We start from the raw sequence: 19148 nt of genomic DNA on the forward strand, positions 1-19148 counted from the left end.
AATGAAGGTTACGGTCGAACGCGCGCAACTCCTGAAGTCGCTGGGCCATGTCCACCGCGTGGTCGAGCGCCGCAACACGATTCCCATCCTCGGCAACGTGCTGGTCCGCGCCGAGAACGCGAAATTGTCGCTGAAGGCGACCGACCTCGACCTCGAGGTGACGGAGACGCTGCCGGCAGAAACCGCGACCGCCGGTTCCACCACCGTGCCGGCGCACATGTTCTACGACATCGTGCGCAAGCTGCCCGATGGCTCGCAGATCGTGCTGGAGGCCGACGGCGACCGCGCCGTGCTGGCGATCCGCGCCGGCCGCTCGCGCTTCACACTGCAGACGCTGCCAGAGAACGATTTCCCGGATTTGGCCGCCGGGGACATGTCGCATTCCTTCTCGCTCGCCGCCAAGGACGTCAAGCGGCTGATCGACCGCACCCAGTTCGCGATCTCGACCGAGGAGACGCGCTACTACCTCAACGGCATCTATCTGCACGCCGCCGGCACGGCCAAGGCCGCGACCCTGCGCGGCGTCGCCACCGACGGCCACCGCCTCGCCCAGCTCGATCTGGTGCAGCCCAAGGGCGCCGAGGGCATGCCCGGCGTCATCGTGCCGCGCAAGACCGTCGGCGAGGTGCAGCGCCTGATCGAGGACAGCGAGGCCGAAATGACGATCGAGCTGTCGCAGGCCAAGATCCGCTTCACCATCGGCAATGTGGTGCTGACCTCGAAGCTGATCGACGGCACCTTCCCCGACTACGGCCGCGTCATCCCGCAAGGCAACGACAAGGAGCTCGTCGTCGACAAGAAGGATTTCGAGAACGCGGTCGACCGCGTCTCGACGATCTCCAGCGAGCGCGGGCGGGCGGTGAAACTGTCGCTGTCGCCGGGCAAGCTGGTGCTGTCGGTGACCAATCCGGATTCCGGCAGCGCGACCGAGGAGCTGGAGGTCGAATACGCCTCTGACGCCCTCGATATCGGCTTCAATTCCCGCTACCTCCTCGATATCGCCGCCCAGATCGAAGGCGACGTCGCAACCCTGAAGCTCGCGGACCCCGGCTCGCCGACCCTGGTGCAAGACCGCGACGACAAGAGCGCGCTGTACGTGCTGATGCCGATGCGGGTGTGAGACCTACCGGCCTCCTCACGCCTTGACTACATCCGTCATGGCCGGGCTTGTCCCGGCCATCCACGTCTTCAGAGCCTAAGAACGTGGATGCCCGGCACAAGGCCGGGCATGACGAAAAGCGGATCCCATGACCCCCTCCCGCATTCATCGCCTGACGCTGACGCATTTTCGCAATTATCGGGCGGCGGGGCTCGAGACGGCGGCTGACATGGTGGCGCTGGTCGGGCCGAACGGGGCGGGCAAGACCAATTGCATCGAGGCGATCTCGTTCCTGTCGCCGGGACGCGGCTTGCGGCGGGCGACGCTGGAGGACGTTGCCGACAACCAGGGCGACGGCTCCTGGGCGGTGTCGGCGCAGGTCGAGGGCGCGCTGGGGCTCGCGACGCTCGGCACCGGCATCGACGCGCCGCGCGCCGACAGCGCCGTGAGCCGGCGCTGCCGCATCGACCGCGAGCCGGTGGGTTCGGCCAGCGCCTTCGGCGATCACATCCGCATGGTGTGGCTGACGCCGGCGATGGACGGGTTGTTCATGGGCGCAGCCTCCGAACGGCGGCGCTTCTTCGACCGCCTGGTGCTCGCCATCGACAGCGAGCATTCCAGCCGGATCAACGCACTCGAGCGCTCGCTGCGCTCGCGCAATCGCCTGCTGGAGACGCGCAACTACGACGACCATTGGTGCGACGCGATCGAGCGCGAGACGGCGGAGCTAGCGGTCGCGGTCGCGGCAACCCGCGGCCAGACCGCAGCAAGGCTCACCGGCATGCTCAACGCGCGCGCGCAGGAATCCGCCTTTCCCTCGGCGCAAATCGCGCTCGACGGCTGGATGGAGAACGCGCTGCTGACGGAGACCGCGACCTCGGTCGAGGACCGCTACCGCCAGATCCTGCGCGACAACCGCCCGCGCGATGCGATTGCCGGCCGCACCACCGACGGCCCGCATCTCACCGATCTGCAGGTCATCTATGCGCCCAAGAGCATGCCGGCGCGCGATGCCTCCACCGGCGAGCAGAAGGCGCTTCTGATCGGTCTCGTGCTCGCGCATGCGACGCTGGTCGCTGAGATGACCGGCATCGTGCCGCTGCTGCTGCTCGACGAGGTGGTTGCGCATCTCGATCCGAACCGCCGTGCGGCGCTGTTCGAGGAGCTGAAGAAGCTCGGCGCGCAGGTGTGGCTGACCGGTGCGGATCCTGCCGCCTTCACAGAGATCGGCGCGGGCGGCGAAGTCTTTGACGTCGAGAGCGGACGAGTCTCGGCGCGAAGGTAGGCCGCCACATTGAACCCGCCCGTTTCCATCAGCGACTAGCTGCTTGTGGCTGCTGGACGCCAGCCATCGCGCAGGATTTCAGACATGCGCGATATCCTTGGAGCATGAGCATGGCGACGGTGGAGCGTGGGGCGCAAGCTCCGGCACGATGGCAGCTTGTTGCGTGCGGCCTCGCTCTCTTCGCAAGCTGCCTGCTCGCGGCAAGCGCCGGCGCCTTCGTATCGAACCTGCCGCCGCTGTTCTCGGCCGCGCTGACGCTGGATCCGGCGGCCAAGCTGCCTGCGCCAACCCGCTACAGCTATCGAGGGATCCACACCACCGTGATGCCCGGACTCGAAGCTCCGCTCCGGACCAGGCTCGAAGCCCGCGTGCCCGCAAAGCTCGGCGACGTCCTCGCCTTCTATCGAACCGAGCTTCGAAATCTCGGCTGGCAGGAACGGCAGGATGACGCCGTGGTCACCGCCGATCAAGCACGCCTCGCCTTCGTCTCGCCGATCGGGCCGGCAACGCTGGAGCTCGATCGCAATGGCGGCAGCACCGCGGTCCGTCTCGTGCAGAAGAATTCGGATGTCGCGACCCGCGCGAACGTCCTGCCCGAACCCGGCCAGGCGAAGCTGGTGTTCAGCAACATCGGCGAGAACGAAGCCGTGCTCGAGATCAGCGAGCGGACCATCCCGCGCCCCGCCGGCGCCAACGCCGTAGCGCTGGACCTCCTACCCGGCAAATACCCCTACGCATTGAGCGTGCCGGGCCGTCCGGCCACCACGAACATGCTCACCGTCACGGCCGGCGATACCTGGGAGCTCACGGTCGGGCGCGACGGAGCGGCGTGGCCGCCGCTCCAGCTGTATTGAGCCCTGCCTGCGCACATCGCGCAGCTCCTGCGCGGCCTGTTGAACCTGGCCGGTTCCTGCAGCGACTTCTCGTCTGAGGCCGCGCCGATGGTGTCGCAGCTTGCAATTGCGCGGGCATGACGACGCGCCAAAATCCGGGAGCTTTGACGATGCCGATGATCCGGCGCGGGGCGCAAGTCCCGGCAAGATGGCTGCTGCTCGCGTGCGTCATCGCAATGGTGAGCGCTCCACGTCCCGCGAGCGCAGCCGACGAGGGCATCGTCGACGTCCATGCCTTGCCGCGGCTGGACGGCGCGGTGGAGGACACTTCGCGCCCGGACACCTACCGTGTGACGTACACCGTGCCGACCGGGATGGCAGCCACGTCGGAAGCTACGAAGAAGCTGCTGAGCGCGGACGGCTGGGTGCCCTATGTGTATCCGCTGGACGAGAAGGGCTCCGCGCTGACCTTCAAGAAGGGACGGCAGGGGCTCCGTGCCTCCTTCACGCAGGCCCGCGGCCAGTCCGCCGTGTCCTACACGCCGAACCGGATCTATTCCAATGTGCCGTTTCCGGACGGCGCGACCGAACTCGTGTTCGACGAGACCCGGCCCTATCTCGGCTGCATCGCGCCCGGCGCGCTCGATGCGACCTCGGCCTTCTTCGCCAGGGAGATGGCAACGATGGGCTGGCGCAAGCTCACGCCCGAGACGGCGGCGCGCTGGCCGAACGCCGATCTCGCCGAGACGGTTCCGAACGGCGTGCGCGTCCTCTACGATCATCCCGACGGCGACACGACGCAGTTCTACAAGCAGAAGCCGGTCATGCTGACCCTGACGCGCCGCGACGACGGCCGCACCAATGTCGAAATTCGTGTGGCGCCGTTCGCGCTGCCGGAGGTGCTTCAGGCCGACGACGACATGGCCGGCCTGCCGCGGCCCAAGCCGACCAAATCTGCGCGGAGCCTTGGCGGCGCGAGCTCCAGCAAGCGCGAGATGTCGGCGGCGGCGATGGCCGAGCTGCCTGCCGTGCTCGCCTTCTATCATCGCGAGCTCGCCGCGCGCGGCTGGCAGGAGGATGGCAGCGCGCCCCTCGCCCCCGGCGACGAGATCGCGATCAAGATTTCCTCGGCGGAAGAAAACGGCGTGCTGCGACTCGGCCGCAAATACGATTTCACGATGATCAGCCTGACCGCGCAGGTGAAGGAATCAGCGCTTGCCGCCCGCGCCAGGGCGAAGAAGGAGGCCGACGAGAAGTTCCTTGGCGATGCGTTAGGCGCGGCTCAGCAGCTCATTGCCGCTGATGAGGCCAGGCGCAAGGCGCAGGCCGCCGCCCTGTCCGATGCGCCGCTCAATGCGCTCGCCGACAGCAAGACGCCGGTGCCGCTGCCCGAGACCGCCGAGGGCGTGACGTTCGAGGGCGGCGACGGCCGGCTCGAATTCTCTTCGTCCTCGACCGTAAAGACGCTCAGCACGTTCTACCGCACGACGCTGAAGACTGCGGGCTGGAAGGAGCAGCCCTCCGTCATCAACCAGCCCAACATGGCGGTGATGGCATTCTCCAGGGGCGGCAAGTCGATCTCGATGACCGTGATGCAGATGGGTCCGAAGGTGAATGTCCGCGCCAATGGATCGGGCCTGGTGACGGAAGCGGCCAAGCCTGCGCCCAGCGCGGAGGTGGAGGTGCAGGCCAAATCGTCCGAGCCGCTCAAGCCCGATCCCGAGTCCCAACTGCCCGTGCCGACACAGCGTTCGCTAAAATCGTTCGCCACCACCAAGATGCCGGGCAGCGAGGCGCCGTTCCGCCGCGAGTTGGCGGCCAGCATTCCCGCTCCGCTCAGCGACGTCCTCGCCTTCTACCGTGCGGAGCTGTCCAGGCTCGGCTGGCGGGAGAAGACCGACGGCGCGACTGTGTCCGCAGAACGCGCGCAGATCGACTTCACCTCGCCACAAGGCCCGGCCGTGCTCAAGCTCGGTCGCGCCAAGGGCGAGACCACGGTCAATCTGGCGCAGAAAAATTCGGATGCCGCGGCCAAGGCCGACATCATGCCGAAAGCAGGCCAAGCGCGGCTTATGCTCGGAAATATGGGACCGAACGAGGCCTCGCTGACGATCAACAAGCAGACGGTGAAGATCGCGGCCGGCGCCGGCGGCCCGCAATCGCCGAAGGGCCCGATGCTCGACCTGCCGCCCGGCAAGTACCCGTACGCGCTGCGCCTGCCCGGACGCCCGGCCCGCACCGAAGCGCTGACCGTTGCCGCCGGCGAGGCCTGGGGGCTCCTGGTGGGGCCAGGCGGAGACGTGCTGCCGCTTCAGATGTACTGAGGCGCACTGCCTTCCGGCACGGCGTAGCGCGCCGGCCGGGCCCGCGGAACGCCTCCGCGTGTCACGGCCAAGACTGTTCGGAACCACTTCCCGACCCCGCAAAATCCACGTCTTGCAAGACCCGGAACGAGCCTCCGAATCGCGCTTTTTGCAGTGCCGGAAATCGCCCTCCAAAAGCCTTGAAAACCGGCCGAAAAACCCTATCTGTTCAAAGGGTTGCCGGGAGAGACTTTGCGCTAGGCGCAAGCAGTCTTTCATGGCACAAATAGCCCCGCAAATCAGCGCCTTTTGCGCCGCTGATTCGGGCGACATCTCGAAGGCCTCTCATGACAGAACCTGCTCGGCAGCCTGCTGCCGAAAACGAGCCCTCCACCGCGAGCGAATACGGGGCGGAATCGATCCGCGTGCTCAAGGGTCTGGACGCCGTCCGCAAGCGCCCGGGCATGTATATCGGCGACACCGATGACGGCTCGGGCCTGCACCACATGGTCTACGAGGTCGTCGACAACGCGATCGACGAAGCGCTCGCGGGCCATGCCACGCGGGTCGAAGTGATCCTCAATTCCGACAATTCCGTCACCGTGCGCGACGACGGCCGCGGCATCCCCGTCGACATCCACAAGGGCGAAGGCATCTCGGCGGCCGAGGTCATCATGACCCAGCTGCACGCCGGCGGTAAGTTCGACCAGAACTCCTACAAGGTCTCCGGCGGCCTGCACGGCGTCGGCGTCTCCGTCGTCAACGCGCTGTCGAGCAAGCTCGGCCTGCGCATCTGGCGCGACAACAAGGAGCACTATATCGAGTTCGCCCATGGCGATGCCGTCGCACCGCTGAAGGTGGTTGGCGACGCGCCGGGCAGGCGCGGCACCGAGGTGACGTTCCTGGCCTCGACCGAGACGTTCAAGAACGTCGAATACGATTTTGCCACGCTCGAGCACCGCCTGCGCGAGCTCGCTTTCCTCAATTCCGGTGTCAACATCATCCTCTCCGACATGCGTCATGCGGTCGAGAAGCGCGAGGAGATGCACTATTCCGGCGGCGTCGAGGAATTCGTCAAATACCTCGACCGCAACAAGAGCCCGATCGTGCCGGCCCCGATCATGGTGCGCTCGGAAGCCAACGGCATCGGCATCGAGGCCGCGCTGTGGTGGAACGACAGCTACCACGAGAACGTGCTGTGCTTCACCAACAACATCCCGCAACGGGACGGCGGCACGCATCTCGCCGGTTTCCGCGGCGCGCTGACGCGCCAGGTCAACGGCTATGCCGAGGCCAACGCCAAGAAGGAAAAGATCGCGCTGACGGGCGACGATTGCCGCGAAGGCCTCACCGCCGTGCTGTCGGTGAAGGTGCCCGATCCGAAATTCTCGTCGCAAACCAAGGACAAGCTGGTGTCCTCGGAAGTGCGCCCCGTGGTCGAGAATGTCCTCAACGAGGCGCTCCAGGCCTGGTTCGAGGAGCACCCGAGCGAAGCCAAGATGATCGTCGGCAAGGTGATCCAGGCCGCGGCCGCGCGCGAGGCCGCGCGAAAAGCGCGCGAGCTGACCCGCAAGAGCCCGCTTTCGGTCTCCTCGCTGCCGGGCAAGCTCGCCGACTGCCAGGAAAAGGATCCGGCCAAATCCGAGTTGTTCATCGTCGAGGGCGACTCCGCGGGCGGCAGCGCCAAGCAGGGCCGCAACCGCGAATTCCAGGCGGTGCTGCCGCTGCGCGGCAAAATCCTCAACGTCGAACGCGTGCGTCCCGACAAGATGCTCTCCTCGGAGCAGATCGGCACGTTGATCACCGCGCTCGGCACCGGCATCAGCGACGAATTCTCGATCGAGAAGCTGCGCTATCACAAGATCATCGTGATGACGGACGCCGACGTCGATGGCGCTCACATCCGCACGCTGCTGCTCACCTTCTTCTACCGCCAGATGCGTGAAATCATCGACGGCGGCTATCTCTATATCGCCCAGCCGCCGCTCTATAAGGTCAGCAGAGGCAAGTCCGAGCAGTACCTGAAGGACGAGCGGGCACTGGAAGACTATCTGATCGACACCGGGCTCGACGACTGCGTGTTCCTTCCCGGCGCCGGCGGCGATCGCAGCGGCCGCGACCTGCGTTCGCTGGTCGACGATGCCCGCGTCGTCCGCAGTGTTTTGCGCAATTTGCACAGCCGCTACAATCGCAAGGTGATCGAGCAGGCCGCGATCACCGGCGTGCTGAACAAGGCGATCTACGGCGATCCGGAGAAAGCTGCGGCGGCCGCGCAATATATCGCCGGCCGCCTCGACAATCAGTCCGAGGAGGTCGAGCGCGGCTGGATCGGCCAGTATGTGGAAGGTCAGGGCTTCCAGTTCGAGCGCACGGTGCGCGGCGTCAAGGAAGCCGCCGTCATCGACGACGCCTTTCTCGGCTCGGTCGAGGCGCGCAAGCTCGACGAATACACCGTGAAGCTCCAGGACGTTTATGCCCGCCCCGGCAAGCTCAGGCGCAAGGATGTCGAGCACATTGTCTACGGCCCGGTCGACCTGTTCGAGGCCGTCACTGACGCCGGTCGCAAGGGCGTCACGCTCCAGCGCTACAAAGGTCTCGGCGAGATGAACCCCGAACAGCTCTGGGAAACGACGCTGGACATCGATGCACGCTCGCTGCTCCAGGTGAAGGTCAAGGAGGTCGACGAGGCCGACGACATCTTCACCAAGCTGATGGGCGACGTGGTCGAGCCGCGCCGCGACTTCATCCAGGAACACTCGCTCAGCGCGACGATCGATATCTAGCGCTAGCTGCCTGCCTCTACGGCGTCATGGCCGGGCTTGACCCGGCCATCCACGTCTCAACTGCGGCACAAAGAACGTCGATGCCCGGGACGGGCCCGGGCATGACGGTTAGCAACCCTGAACTTCACCACCCGCCATCGCGCGGCAGGCCTCTTCGGGCCGTGAGAAGCCCACGGCCGCGACAAGTGCAGAATTGCTACCCTGCTCAATTCTCGGTAGTTTCCGCCTCCGAAGCAGCCCGCCCACCGCAACAGGACAGCGAGAGACCAAGTGGCGCCCATCCAATACATCGTCGAGGGCGGTCACCGGCTCTCGGGCTCGATCGAGCCGTCCGGCAACAAGAATTCGGCGCTGCCGATCATCGCCGCCGCGCTGCTCACCGAGCATCCGGTGACGCTTCACAACGTGCCACGGATCCGCGACACCGAGACGCTGGTCGAGCTGATCCGCTCCGTCGGCGCATCGGCGGAATGGAGCGCCCGCAATACGCTGGTGATTCACGCCAAGAGCATCCGCGCCGCCGACCTGGATCCCGAGCTCTGCGTGCGCATTCGCGCCTCGATCCTGCTCGCGGGGCCCCTGCTCGCTCGCTGCGGTGAGCTGATGCTGCCGCCGCCCGGCGGCGATGTCATCGGCCGGCGCCGGCTCGACACCCATGTGCTGGCGCTTGAGCAGCTGGGGGCAAAGGTCACCGCGACCGACCGGCTGGAGTTCCGCGCGCCGAAGTTGACCGGAGCGGACGTCTTCCTGGACGAGCCCAGCGTCACCGCGACCGAGAACGCCCTGGTGGCGGCGGTCGCCGCCGACGGCGTCACCTATTTGCGCAACGCGGCCTCCGAGCCGCATGTGCAGGACCTCGCCAATTTCCTGGTCGCGCTCGGCGCGAAGATCGAGGGCATCGGCACCAACACCATGATCGTGCACGGGCCGGCGACGCTCGGGGAAACGACTTACCGGATCCAGCCCGACCACATCGAGGTCGGCTCGCTGATCGGGCTTGCCGCGGTGACGCGCTCGCCGCTGCGCATCACGCGCGCCGGCGTCGAGCATCTGCGCTCGATCCGCATGGGTTTCGAGCGGCTCGGCATCCTCTGCCGCGTCGAGGGCGACGATCTCATCGTGCCATCGAACCAGACGCTGAAGATTCAGGACGATTTCGGCGGCCATGTGCCCAAGCTGGAGGACCAGCCCTGGCCGGCCTTCCCGGCCGACCTGATGTCGATCGCGATCGTCACCGCCACGCAATGCGAGGGCGTGATCCTGATGTTCGAGAAGATGTTCGAATCGCGGATGTTCTTCGTCGACAAGCTGATCGCGATGGGCGCGCGCATCGTGTTGTGCGACCCGCACCGCGCCATCATCGCCGGCCCCAGCCGCCTGCACGGCGCGACGATGACCTCGCCCGATATTCGCGCCGGCATGGCGATGCTGCTCGCCGCCGTCTGCGCCGAAGGCACCTCGACCATCAACAACGCCGACCAGATCGAGCGCGGCTATGAGCGCATCGAGGAACGGCTGAACGCGCTTGGGGCGAGGATCAAGCGCGTCCCGGAGCGGAAGGGCTGAGGCGTCCTTCTTCCGTTCTCCCGCAGCAGCGGGAGAGGGGAAAAGCGTGAGCGTCGCATTTCGCCGTATCGCCTCGTGCCCCGGACGCAGCGCAGCACGTCAGTGATGCGCTGCTGAGCCGGGCCCATTCCGCCAAGAGCCCCGGCTGTGGCTTCTGTGTCCCGGCTCGCGCTTTGCGCGTCCGGGACACGAGGGCCATGTTTTCGTCGCCCAGCGATGCTAGTGAGGTGCCATGCTCGACACCGTCCGACATCATGCGCAGCCGCAGGCCGGCGTGCCGCCAAACCATCTCGCCGAAGAATTCGTCGAGACGCTGCGCCTCGCCGTGCCGTTAATGCTGACGCAGCTCGGGCAGATCGCGATGATCACCACCGATCTCGCGATGATCGGGCGGCTCGGCGAGGATGCGGTGGCCGCGGCGGCGCTGGCCCATACGGTCTATTTCGTCAGCTTCACGTTCGGCCTCGGATTGACGTCCGCGGTGTCGCCGCTGGCGGCGCAGGCGTTCGGCGCCGGCGATGTCAGGCTGATCCGCCGCTCCCTGCGCGTGGGGCTATGGGTCGCGCTTCTGATCTCGCTGCCGATGATGGCCTCGCCGCTCTATGGCGAGCAGATCCTGCTCGCGCTCGGGCAGGCGCCGCATTCAGCCAGCCTCGCCCAGCGTTACCTGAACGGACTTGCCTGGGGCATTGCACCGGCGCTCGGCTTCATCGCAGTGCGTGGCATGATGAGCGCGGTAAACCGGCCGCAGGCACCCCTGTGGATCACGGTCGCGGCGATTCCCATCAATGCCGCGCTGGTCTATGCCCTGATCCACGGCCTGTTCGGCCTGCCGGAACTCGGTCTGTTCGGCGCGGGGCTTGCGACCACGCTGGTCAATCTCGGCACCTTCGTCGCCGCTCTCGCCATCGCAGGGCTGCGCAAGCCTTTTGCGGACTACCGCCCGCTCGCCCGTCTATGGCGGATCGACTGGCCCCTGATGCGCCAGCTCATTTCCATCGGCGCGCCGATCTCGTTTTCGCTGCTGATGGAATACGGCCTGTTCTCCTCGGCGGCGCTGCTGATGGGATTGATCTCGACCACGGCGCTCGCCGCGCATCAGATCGCGCTCCAGGTCACGGCCGTGCTGTTCATGGTGCCGCTCGGCATCGGCATGGCGGCGACGGTGCGGGTCGGCCATGCCTTCGGCCGCGGCGATCCCGCGGCCGTGAAGCGCGCAGGGCTGGCCGCGGCCGTGCTCGGCGTCGCGCTGGTGTCCGCGCTGACGATCGCCATCATCATCGGGCGCTACCAACTCGGCCGGCTGTTTTTCGGCGCCGGCAGCGAAAGCGCGGCCACCGTCGAACTGACCGGGACGCTGCTCCTGGTCGGCGCCACCTTCTTCATCGCCGACGGCCTCCAGACCATCATGGGTGGCGCGCTGCGCGGCCTCAACGACACCAGGATGACGCTGCTGTTCGCGGCGATCGGCTATTGGGGCATTGCCTTTCCCATCGCCTGGGTGCTGGCGTTCGATGCCGGGCTCGGCGCGGTCGGAGTCTGGATCGGATTCTCGATCGGCACGTTCGTCTATGCCGGCCTGCTGATCTTGCGCTTCCGGATGCTGACGCGCAGATTGGCGGGATGATCGGGATGATCCGCGAAGTCACGCCTGAGGTCGATGCCAATGCACTGCTGGCCGGTGCCCAGTTCATCGACGCGTTTCGCGTGGAAGTCGGCGCGACGGCAGTGAATGCCCGCGAGGCCTGCACCAGGATGGTGCTGGACGGACCGCGCTGGATCGACGCACTGCTGCGTCTGCGCAACATTCTGGTGAGGCCGTTCGGGCTGAAGACGTCGGGCGAAGGCGCGCCGGCGCCCTGCGGCTTGATCGGGCTGTTTCCAGTGCTAAGCGAAACGCCGGAACGTCTGGTTGCCGGCTTCGACGATTCTCATCTCGATTTCCGCATCGTGGTCGACGTTTCGGGCAGCGCCGCGAGCCGTCAGGTGACCTCGACGACGCTGGTGAGGACGCATAACCTGCTCGGCAGAGCCTATCTCACCCTCATCATGCCCTTCCACAAGCTGGTGGTCCGCGGCATGATGGGACGGATCGTGGAGCCGGCACGATGACCTTGTCAGTCGATCTCTTCTTCTCCTTCCGCAGTCCTTACAGCTATCTGGCGCTGCCCAAGACGCTGAAGCTGGTCGAAGATCACGATCTCGCGGTGAACCTGCGTCCGGTCTATCCGCTCGCGGTGCGCGTGCCCGGCTTCTTCAAGAAAGCCAACCCGCAGTTCGCACGCTATGTTGTCCGCGATTCCACCCGCGTGGCGGAATACGAGGGCATTCCGTTCCGATTTCCCCGGCCTGACCCGATCGTGCAGGACATGACGACGCTGGAGGTCGCGGCGAAGCAGCCCTACATCCACCGCCTGACCCGGTTGGGCGCCATGGCGCAGCTCGAGGGCCGCTCGCTCGCATTTACATACGCGATCGCACGCGTGCTGTGGGACGGTTCGGTCGCGGGATGGAACGAAGGCGATCATCTCGCGCGCGCGGCTGACAAAGCCGGCTTCGATCTCGCCGCGATGGATACGGCCATCACAGCAGATCCGGACCGTTACGAGCGGGTGATCGCGGAGAACGAGAAGGACCACGCAGCATCAGGCCATTGGGGCGTGCCAACCTTCGTGTTCGAGAACGAGCCGTTCTTCGGCCAGGACCGTATTGACCTCCTGGTCTGGCGCATGCAGGGCAAGGGCCTGACCAAGCGGTAGCTCACTCCGCCACTCGCGCGGACTTGCCGGCCGCCACCTCCGACCATTCGCCGACGACGCGGTCGAGATCGCACAGATTCTGATGCATCTGCTCGAGGGAGAAACCGAGCGCGAAGAAGCGCTCGGCGGTGTCGCCGGGCTCGCCGCGAATCAGGCCATCCTGGCGGACAGACGCGACCGCCTCGGCATAGTGCTGGAGCGCGACGTGGACCGGATGGATCGGCGGCGCACCGGCACCTTCGCGCAAGGCCGCGGCGGCGGAGCGCAGGAAGCGCGCGATCACCGTCGAGACCTCGGTCAGCGGGCCCGATAGTCGCGTCTGCACCTCGATCGGCAATGGCACGACCGTCGCCCGGCCGATCATCACGACGTCATGGCGCAGCCGCAGGATGGTTCGCAGCAGGGGACCCGTGTCCGGGCCGCTCGACAGGCGCGCGGCGCGCTCGCGCTCGGCCTCGGAGCCAATCGCGTTGAGGCTGACCATGGCCGTGCCGATGCCGTCCTGGATCCGGTGCAGCGCGTCGTTGTCGCGGCCGCGCGTGAGGCCCGCGAGCAGCTCGGTGAAGGCATCCGCGATCAATTCGAGCAGCGTCGCCGCGCTGGCGCGGATTTGCCGCACCGCGCGGGAGGGCAGCACCAGGAACGAGACCAGCAATCCCGTGACGGCGCCGACTGCGACCTCGCTGACCCGGTCGATCGCCGAGGTCATGGGATCGGAGTGGTGCATGGTCGGAACCAGGAGCACGATCACGGCGGTGACCGTGGCGGCGCTGAGGCTCGGATTGATCGCGGCGATGAAGGCGAGCGGGGCGACGGAGAGCACCAGAAGCCCCAGCAGGCCGGCTTCGCTGGAATAAGGAATCAGGATCGCAATGGCGCCGCCATAGACGGCGCCGCCGATGGTGCCGAGCATGTAGTCGCGCGTCGCCTTCAGCGAGCGGCCGACGCTCATCTGGGTCACGATCAAGGAGGTCAGCACCGCCCAGAGCGGCAGCAACAGATGTAGCGCGGTCGCGATCGCATAGGCCGCAGCCGCGGCCACCGTGACCCGGATCGCCAGCCCCAATTGCGTGCGCCGCGACCTGATATGGTCGAACAGCTCTTTTCTGAGTGCCATCGAAGTCCCGGTCCGATCCTGGAAGCCAAGCAAAAGCATGGCTGATGCCCGCTGCCCCAAGGCCGCTTGAAAGGCCAAATCAGCCCGCCTAACTTGCGCGCCAAAACGAGGAAACACGATGGCCCACGAAACCGCAACGCTCGCCGCCTATGTCTTCAACCTGAAATACCAGGATATTCCTGCGGAGGTGCTGGATCGCGCAAAAGTGCTGACGCTGGATTTCCTCGGCAGCGCGATCCGGGCGCGACGCGAGGCCGAATCGACCCCGTCGATGCTGAAAATGCTGGAGGCGCTGGCGCTCGACACCAAGGGCGAATCGACCGTGTTCGGCGATGCCAAGACCTGGACGCCGGCTGTCGCGGCGCTGCTCAACGGCGCGCTCGGCCATTCCCTCGACTTCGACGACACCCACGCCGATTCCTCGCTGCATCCGAGCGCGCCGGTGGTTCCCGCCGCCTTCGCCGTCGGCGAGATGGTCGGCGCGTCCGGCCGTGACGTGCTGACCGCGATCGTCGCGGGCTATGAGGTCTGCTGCCGGCTCGGCAACGCGCTCGACCCGACCTCGCATTATGCGCGCGGGTTTCATCCGACCGCGACCGCCGGCACCTACGGCGCGGCCGCGACGGCCGGCAAGCTGTTCGGCCTCAGCGAGAAGCAGCTCATCGCCGCCTTCGGCGTCTCCGGCAGCCAGGCCGCGGGCTCGCTGCAATTCCTGGTCAACGGCGCCTGGAACAAGCGCTACCAGGTCGGCGCCGCCGCAATGAACGGCGTGATCGCCGCGACGCTGGCGCGCAACGATTTCGTCGGCGCGACGGAATCGGTCGAGGGCAAGCACGGCCTGCTCGCCGGCTATACCGACGACGCGCATCCGGACAAGGCGGTCGCCGAGCTCGGCAAGACCTATGAGACCATGAAGATCGGCGTGAAGCCTTATCCGAGCTGCCGCTATACTCATGCCGCGATCGACGCGCTGATCGCGATGCGGCGCGAGCACAATCTGACGCCGGACCAGGTCAAGCGCGTCGAGATCGGCCTGCACCGCAACGGCATCACGCTGACCGGCGATGCCGCGACCAAGCGGCACCCGCGCTCGATCGTCGGCGGCCAGTTCTCGATGTTCTTCACCGGCGCGCTCGCGCTCGACCAAGGCTCGTTCGGCTGGGACGATTACAACCGGCTTGGCGATGCCGCGATCGACGCGCTGGCCGACAAGTTCGACGTCGTGCAGGACGACCGGCTGGAGGGCCGCACCCATCCGTTCGGCGCCCGCGTCAGCATCACCACCGACGATGGCGTGCACGAGCGGCTCTATGCCGATCCGTCGGGAGAGCCGAATTCGTTCCCGGACACGCAGGCGATGCAGCAGAAATTCCTGACGTTGGCGCGCCCGGTGCTGAATGCGCGGGCGGAGAAGTTCGCGGATGCGATCATGACGCTGGAGCGGTTCGATCGCGTGGCACAGGCGACGGAGCTGGGGAGGTAGGAGCTAGAGCCGCGTCCGCTTCTTACCTTCCCCTGGAGGGGGAGGGTAAGAAACACCTCAATCCGCTCCCGGCATCTTCCCCTTCTCGCGCGTCGTGGCCACCACATCCCGCACGAGATCGAACACGCCGTCCGCCTCCGGCGGCGCATTCGGTGAGCGTCCCATGCGCACGATCACCAGGCGCTCGGACGGGATCACGATGGTGTACTGCCCGATCGTGCCCTTGGCGAAGAAGGCATCGCGGGGCCAGCCGTGTTCGATCCGGAAGGTTGCGCCGAAGCTATCGCCCTGGTTGGTCCAGAATCCGGCGCCGATGCCAACCCAGGCATTTGGCGTCGGCGAGGACGAGTAGCTCACCCAGCCCTCAGGGAGGATGCGCTTGCCGCCGGCGACGCCGTCATTGAGATAGAGCTGGCCGAAGCGCGCCCAGTCGCGCGCTGACGCCAGCATCTCGCTCGATCCTTCGATCGTGCCCGAGCCATCGAGCTGGAGCACGACATGGCGCATGCCGAGCGGGCCGAACAATTCGCGGCGCGCGAAGCGGAGCGCGTCAGCGGGTTTGCCGCCGGCGGCGTTGCGGATCAACTGCGAGAGAATCAGGAAGTTGCCGTCGTGGTAGTTCCACGCCCTGCCCGGTGTCGTCTCGAGCCGGATGCTCGCCGCATAGGCGGCCATGTCGGTCTCCACGAACTTCATCCTGTTGACCGGTTCGAACGCCGAGCCGAGAGAGGCCTGCAACGAGCTGCCGAGCGCCAGCCCCGCGGTGTGACGCAACAACTGATCGACGGTGATGACATGGCGCGGATCATTCGGATCTTTCCAGGCCGCGACCGGCGCGGGCCCGTCGAGCTTCAGCTTGCCCTGACGCACCAGCACGCCTGTTAGCGCCGAGATCACCGATTTCGTCATGGAGAAGCCGAGCAGCGGCGTCTCCGGTTCAATACCGTCCGCATAGCGCTCGGCGATGATCCGGCCCGCCTTCATCACGACGACCGCGCGGGTGTGGCGGTGGGGCGGCCGTGCGGGCTCCGCGAAGGCGCGGTCGAGCGCGGCGGCGAGCTCGGGACTTTGCGGCGGCACGATCGCGTGGCCGGCGATCTCGGGGAGCAGCGCCGGTTGCCCGTCGTCCGCCGGCACCGTGACGTCGGCAATCGCCGCGCCATGCTCGAGCGTGCAGCCCAGCCCCTCGCGATAGATTGCATGGCTGCGGCCAATGCCGAACAATGTCACCGTGACGTCCTTGCGCACGCGATCGACCTGGTAGTCCATCGCCCAGGTGATCAGGCTGGTGCCAGGCATCGCATCGTTGGTCTCGCTGAAATTGCGCCTGATATCGAGGCCCGAGACGAACGTCTCGGCGCAGAGGATGTCGGCGACGAAGCCGGTGGCGACCTTGGGCATGTCCTGGGCGCGAACCGCGCCGAGAGCGAGGCCGGCACAGGCGATCGAGGCGGCGAGCAGAATGATCTTGCGGCGGCGGGTCACGGGCTTTCTCCGGCTTCGAGAGATGTGCCGGGGAGGAAGCCGGAGCTCGCCGATGACGGCTCGCCGAATTTGGAAATCGGCTCGGTCGAAGCCGGGCGAGGCTCGCCGATTCTGAAATTTCTTCGTAATTGGAAAGGCTTAAAAACTAGGCCACATTCACCTTCAGCCGCCGGTATTCCGTCGGTGTCACGCCGGTCACTGCCTTGAAGGCGCGGTTGAATGGTCCGAGCGACTGGAAGCCGGCATCCATCGCGATGGTGATGACGGGGACCTCGGCCTGGGTGGGGTCGGCGAGCGCGGCCTTGGCCTCCTCGATCCGGTGATTGTTCAGGAACACATTGAAGTTGCGATAGCCAAGCCGCTGGTTGATCAGCCGGCGCAGCCTGTATTCGGGAATCTTGAGCCGGCCCGCCAAGGCGCCGATGGTGATGTTCTCTTGGCGATAGACCCGCTCGTCCGCCATCAGCCGCATCAGGGCGTCGATGAGCTTCTGGTCGGCGGATTCATCGACCGTCGCGGGCTGCGTCACGATTGTCGGCGCCCCCACCGGCGCCGGAAACAGATCGCCGCCATCGACGCGCATCATGGCGTAGGCGATAGCCGCGACGATGCAGGCGAGCACACCGGTATTGATCGTGTTGGCGACATCGCCGGCAATGCCGCCAACGAGGATTTGGAGCACGGCATTCAACCCGCCATAGAGCGCGGCGGCGCTGACGATGAAGACGCGAACACGGCGGCGACGTTCGACCAGATCGGCTGACCACGAATTGACCGTTTGGGCCACCGCGAGCGCGATGAAGCCGAGCACGATCAGGTTCACCACAGTCACGGAGATCCGCACGTTTCCGCCCGGCGCAATCCACAGACATCCGACAAGGCTGAACGCAGTCACCGCCAGCCAAATCAATCCGTGCCACCAGCGCAGGCGAAACTCGTCGTCGAACAGCGCGCGCGTGAAGAGCCAGAACACCACGATGTTGCCGGTCGACAGCGCAATCAGCGGCGCATGCCAGATCGGAACGGGCGACGACACGCCGATGGAATAGCTCGCGGCATGCGCCGCCGAGCCGAGCGCGAAGGCGGCGCCGAGCCGGGCGGCGAGGACATTGCGGAAATCGGAGAGTAATGACGCCACCAGCACCAGCAGCAGCGCGACGCTGGCAGCGCGAAAGGCGAGCTCGGTTGCGGCAAGGGTCATCAGGCGATGCGACGGTTGCGGTTGAAGGCAGCCGAACATCGTTCGTTGCGCCCGTTTTTTCAAGGCCATCGGCATGCAAGGGCTAGCGACGCCCACCGCTGTCATCGCCCGGCTTGACCGGGCGATCCAGTACTCCGAGGCGGTTGTGATTGGATCGATAGGCTGCGGCGTACTGGATGCCCCGGTCAAGCCGGGGCATGACAGCGGAGTATGTAGGCTATCGCAGCTGTGACGTCGGGCGCTCGCTTTGTCGCGACGCTGATGTGAAAGTCTGCTACCGTCGGCTCAACAAAGCCAAAAGGAGTCCCATCCATGAGCTGGCAACCCTCGAACGATCCCGTGCTCGGCGATCCCATGTCCTGCGATGCGCTCGATCTCGTCATTGTGCCGCGGACGCGCGATCTCGGCGACGGATTCGCGGTGCGCCGCGCGTTGCCGCATGGCAAGCGGCAGATGGTGGGGCCCTTCATCTTCTTCGATCATTTCGGCCCCGTTCAGTTCGTCTCCGGCAAGGGGATGGACGTGCGGCCGCATCCGCATATCGGGCTCGCGACCGTCACCTATCTGTTCGACGGCGCGATCATGCATCGCGACAGCGAGGGCAACGTCCAGGAGATCGCGCCGGGGGCGATGAATCTGATGACGGCCGGCCGCGGCATCGCGCATTCCGAACGCACGCCGGATGCGCAGCGCGCCTCGGGCCAGAAGATGCTGGGATTGCAGAGCTGGATCGCGCTGCCGGCCGGATCGGAAGAGATCGCGCCGTCGTTCCAGCACTACGCCGCCGGCGAACTGCCGATGATCTCCGAGCGCGATTTTACCGCACGCGTGATCGCGGGCTCGTCCTTCGGCATCGCCTCGCCCGTCACGATGGTGTCCCCCTGGTTCTACACCGAGGTCACAGCGGTCGCGGGCGCGACCGTGCCGCTCGATCCTGATCATGAGGAGCGCGCGATCTACGTGGTGGAGGGCGAGGTCGAGATCGCGAACGAACGTTACGAGGGGCCGCGGCTCCTGATCTTCCGGCCCGGCGACCGCATCACCGTGAAGGCGCTCAAGGCAACGCGGATGATGTTTCTCGGCGGCGATGCGCTGGAAGGACCGCGCCACATCTGGTGGAATTTCGTCTCCTCCAGCAAGGAGCGGATCGAGCAGGCCAAGCAGGACTGGAAAACCGGCCGCTTCGCCGCAGTTCCGCAGGAACACGAGTTCATTCCGTTGCCGGAATAGGCTA

At 66.3% G+C, this 19148-nt stretch carries 14 protein-coding genes; 11 read left to right on the forward strand and 3 right to left on the reverse strand.

The features are described 5' to 3' along the window. The first annotated feature begins 1 nt into the window (after position 1). The 9 genes from dnaN (at position 2) to ACSHT2_RS19855 (ending at position 12628) form a co-directional block, all read left to right on the forward strand. A complete protein-coding gene (dnaN, locus tag ACSHT2_RS19815) occupies positions 2-1120 on the forward strand; it encodes a DNA polymerase III subunit beta (RefSeq protein ID WP_440635955.1) in 1119 nt (372 codons plus the stop codon). A gap of 127 nt (positions 1121-1247) precedes the next feature. Beyond that, positions 1248-2384, forward strand: coding sequence for a DNA replication/repair protein RecF (gene recF, locus ACSHT2_RS19820; RefSeq protein ID WP_440635956.1), 1137 nt, complete (start codon positions 1248-1250; stop codon positions 2382-2384). A 110-nt stretch (positions 2385-2494) separates the two neighbouring features. Beyond that, positions 2495-3238, forward strand: coding sequence for a hypothetical protein (locus ACSHT2_RS19825; RefSeq protein WP_440635957.1), 744 nt, complete (start codon positions 2495-2497; stop codon positions 3236-3238). Positions 3239-3387: 149 nt separating this feature from the next. After that, positions 3388-5541, forward strand: coding sequence for a hypothetical protein (locus ACSHT2_RS19830; RefSeq protein WP_440635958.1), 2154 nt, complete (start codon positions 3388-3390; stop codon positions 5539-5541). Positions 5542-5867: 326 nt separating this feature from the next. Beyond that, positions 5868-8303 (forward strand): DNA topoisomerase (ATP-hydrolyzing) subunit B, encoded by a 2436-nt coding sequence (gene gyrB / locus ACSHT2_RS19835; protein WP_440635959.1) that lies wholly within the window; start codon positions 5868-5870, stop codon positions 8301-8303. Between the two features lie 270 nt (positions 8304-8573). After that, positions 8574-9869: a UDP-N-acetylglucosamine 1-carboxyvinyltransferase gene (gene murA, locus ACSHT2_RS19840; protein ID WP_440635960.1), complete on the forward strand. Its 1296-nt coding sequence runs from the start codon at positions 8574-8576 to the stop codon at positions 9867-9869. Positions 9870-10101: 232 nt separating this feature from the next. Beyond that, positions 10102-11496: an MATE family efflux transporter gene (locus tag ACSHT2_RS19845; protein ID WP_440635962.1), complete on the forward strand. Its 1395-nt coding sequence runs from the start codon at positions 10102-10104 to the stop codon at positions 11494-11496. Beyond that, positions 11493-11981 (forward strand): DUF2867 domain-containing protein, encoded by a 489-nt coding sequence (locus ACSHT2_RS19850; RefSeq protein WP_440635963.1) that lies wholly within the window; start codon positions 11493-11495, stop codon positions 11979-11981. The genes ACSHT2_RS19845 and ACSHT2_RS19850 overlap by 4 nt, the downstream gene beginning before the upstream one ends. Then, positions 11978-12628, forward strand: coding sequence for a 2-hydroxychromene-2-carboxylate isomerase (locus ACSHT2_RS19855; protein WP_440635964.1), 651 nt, complete (start codon positions 11978-11980; stop codon positions 12626-12628). Before ACSHT2_RS19850 ends, ACSHT2_RS19855 begins: the two co-directional genes overlap by 4 nt. A 1-nt stretch (position 12629) precedes the next feature. Here the strand turns inward: ACSHT2_RS19855 and ACSHT2_RS19860 are convergent, their stop codons facing one another. Then, a complete protein-coding gene (locus ACSHT2_RS19860) occupies positions 12630-13745 on the reverse strand; it encodes an FUSC family protein (RefSeq protein ID WP_440635965.1) in 1116 nt (371 codons plus the stop codon). A gap of 118 nt (positions 13746-13863) precedes the next feature. On the opposite strand from ACSHT2_RS19860, the gene ACSHT2_RS19865 reads away from it, so the two are divergent. After that, complete coding sequence (locus tag ACSHT2_RS19865) at positions 13864-15228, forward strand: MmgE/PrpD family protein (RefSeq protein WP_440635966.1); 1365 nt, start codon at positions 13864-13866, stop codon at positions 15226-15228. 57 nt (positions 15229-15285) lie between these two features. On the opposite strand, the gene ACSHT2_RS19870 is transcribed toward ACSHT2_RS19865, so the two are convergent. Both ACSHT2_RS19870 and ACSHT2_RS19875 read right to left on the reverse strand, forming a co-directional pair. After that, complete coding sequence (locus ACSHT2_RS19870) at positions 15286-16713, reverse strand: serine hydrolase domain-containing protein (protein WP_440635967.1); 1428 nt, start codon at positions 16711-16713, stop codon at positions 15286-15288. A gap of 145 nt (positions 16714-16858) precedes the next feature. Next, a complete protein-coding gene (locus tag ACSHT2_RS19875) occupies positions 16859-17914 on the reverse strand; it encodes a helix-turn-helix domain-containing protein (RefSeq protein WP_440635968.1) in 1056 nt (351 codons plus the stop codon). 312 nt (positions 17915-18226) lie between these two features. Between ACSHT2_RS19875 and ACSHT2_RS19880 the strand changes: the two genes are divergently transcribed. Next, a complete protein-coding gene (locus ACSHT2_RS19880) occupies positions 18227-19144 on the forward strand; it encodes a pirin family protein (protein WP_028178100.1) in 918 nt (305 codons plus the stop codon). The last annotated feature ends 4 nt before the right edge of the window (positions 19145-19148 follow it).

The sequence above is a fragment of the Bradyrhizobium sp. PUT101 genome (genome assembly GCF_052043945.1).
Lineage (GTDB): Bacteria > Pseudomonadota > Alphaproteobacteria > Rhizobiales > Xanthobacteraceae > Bradyrhizobium.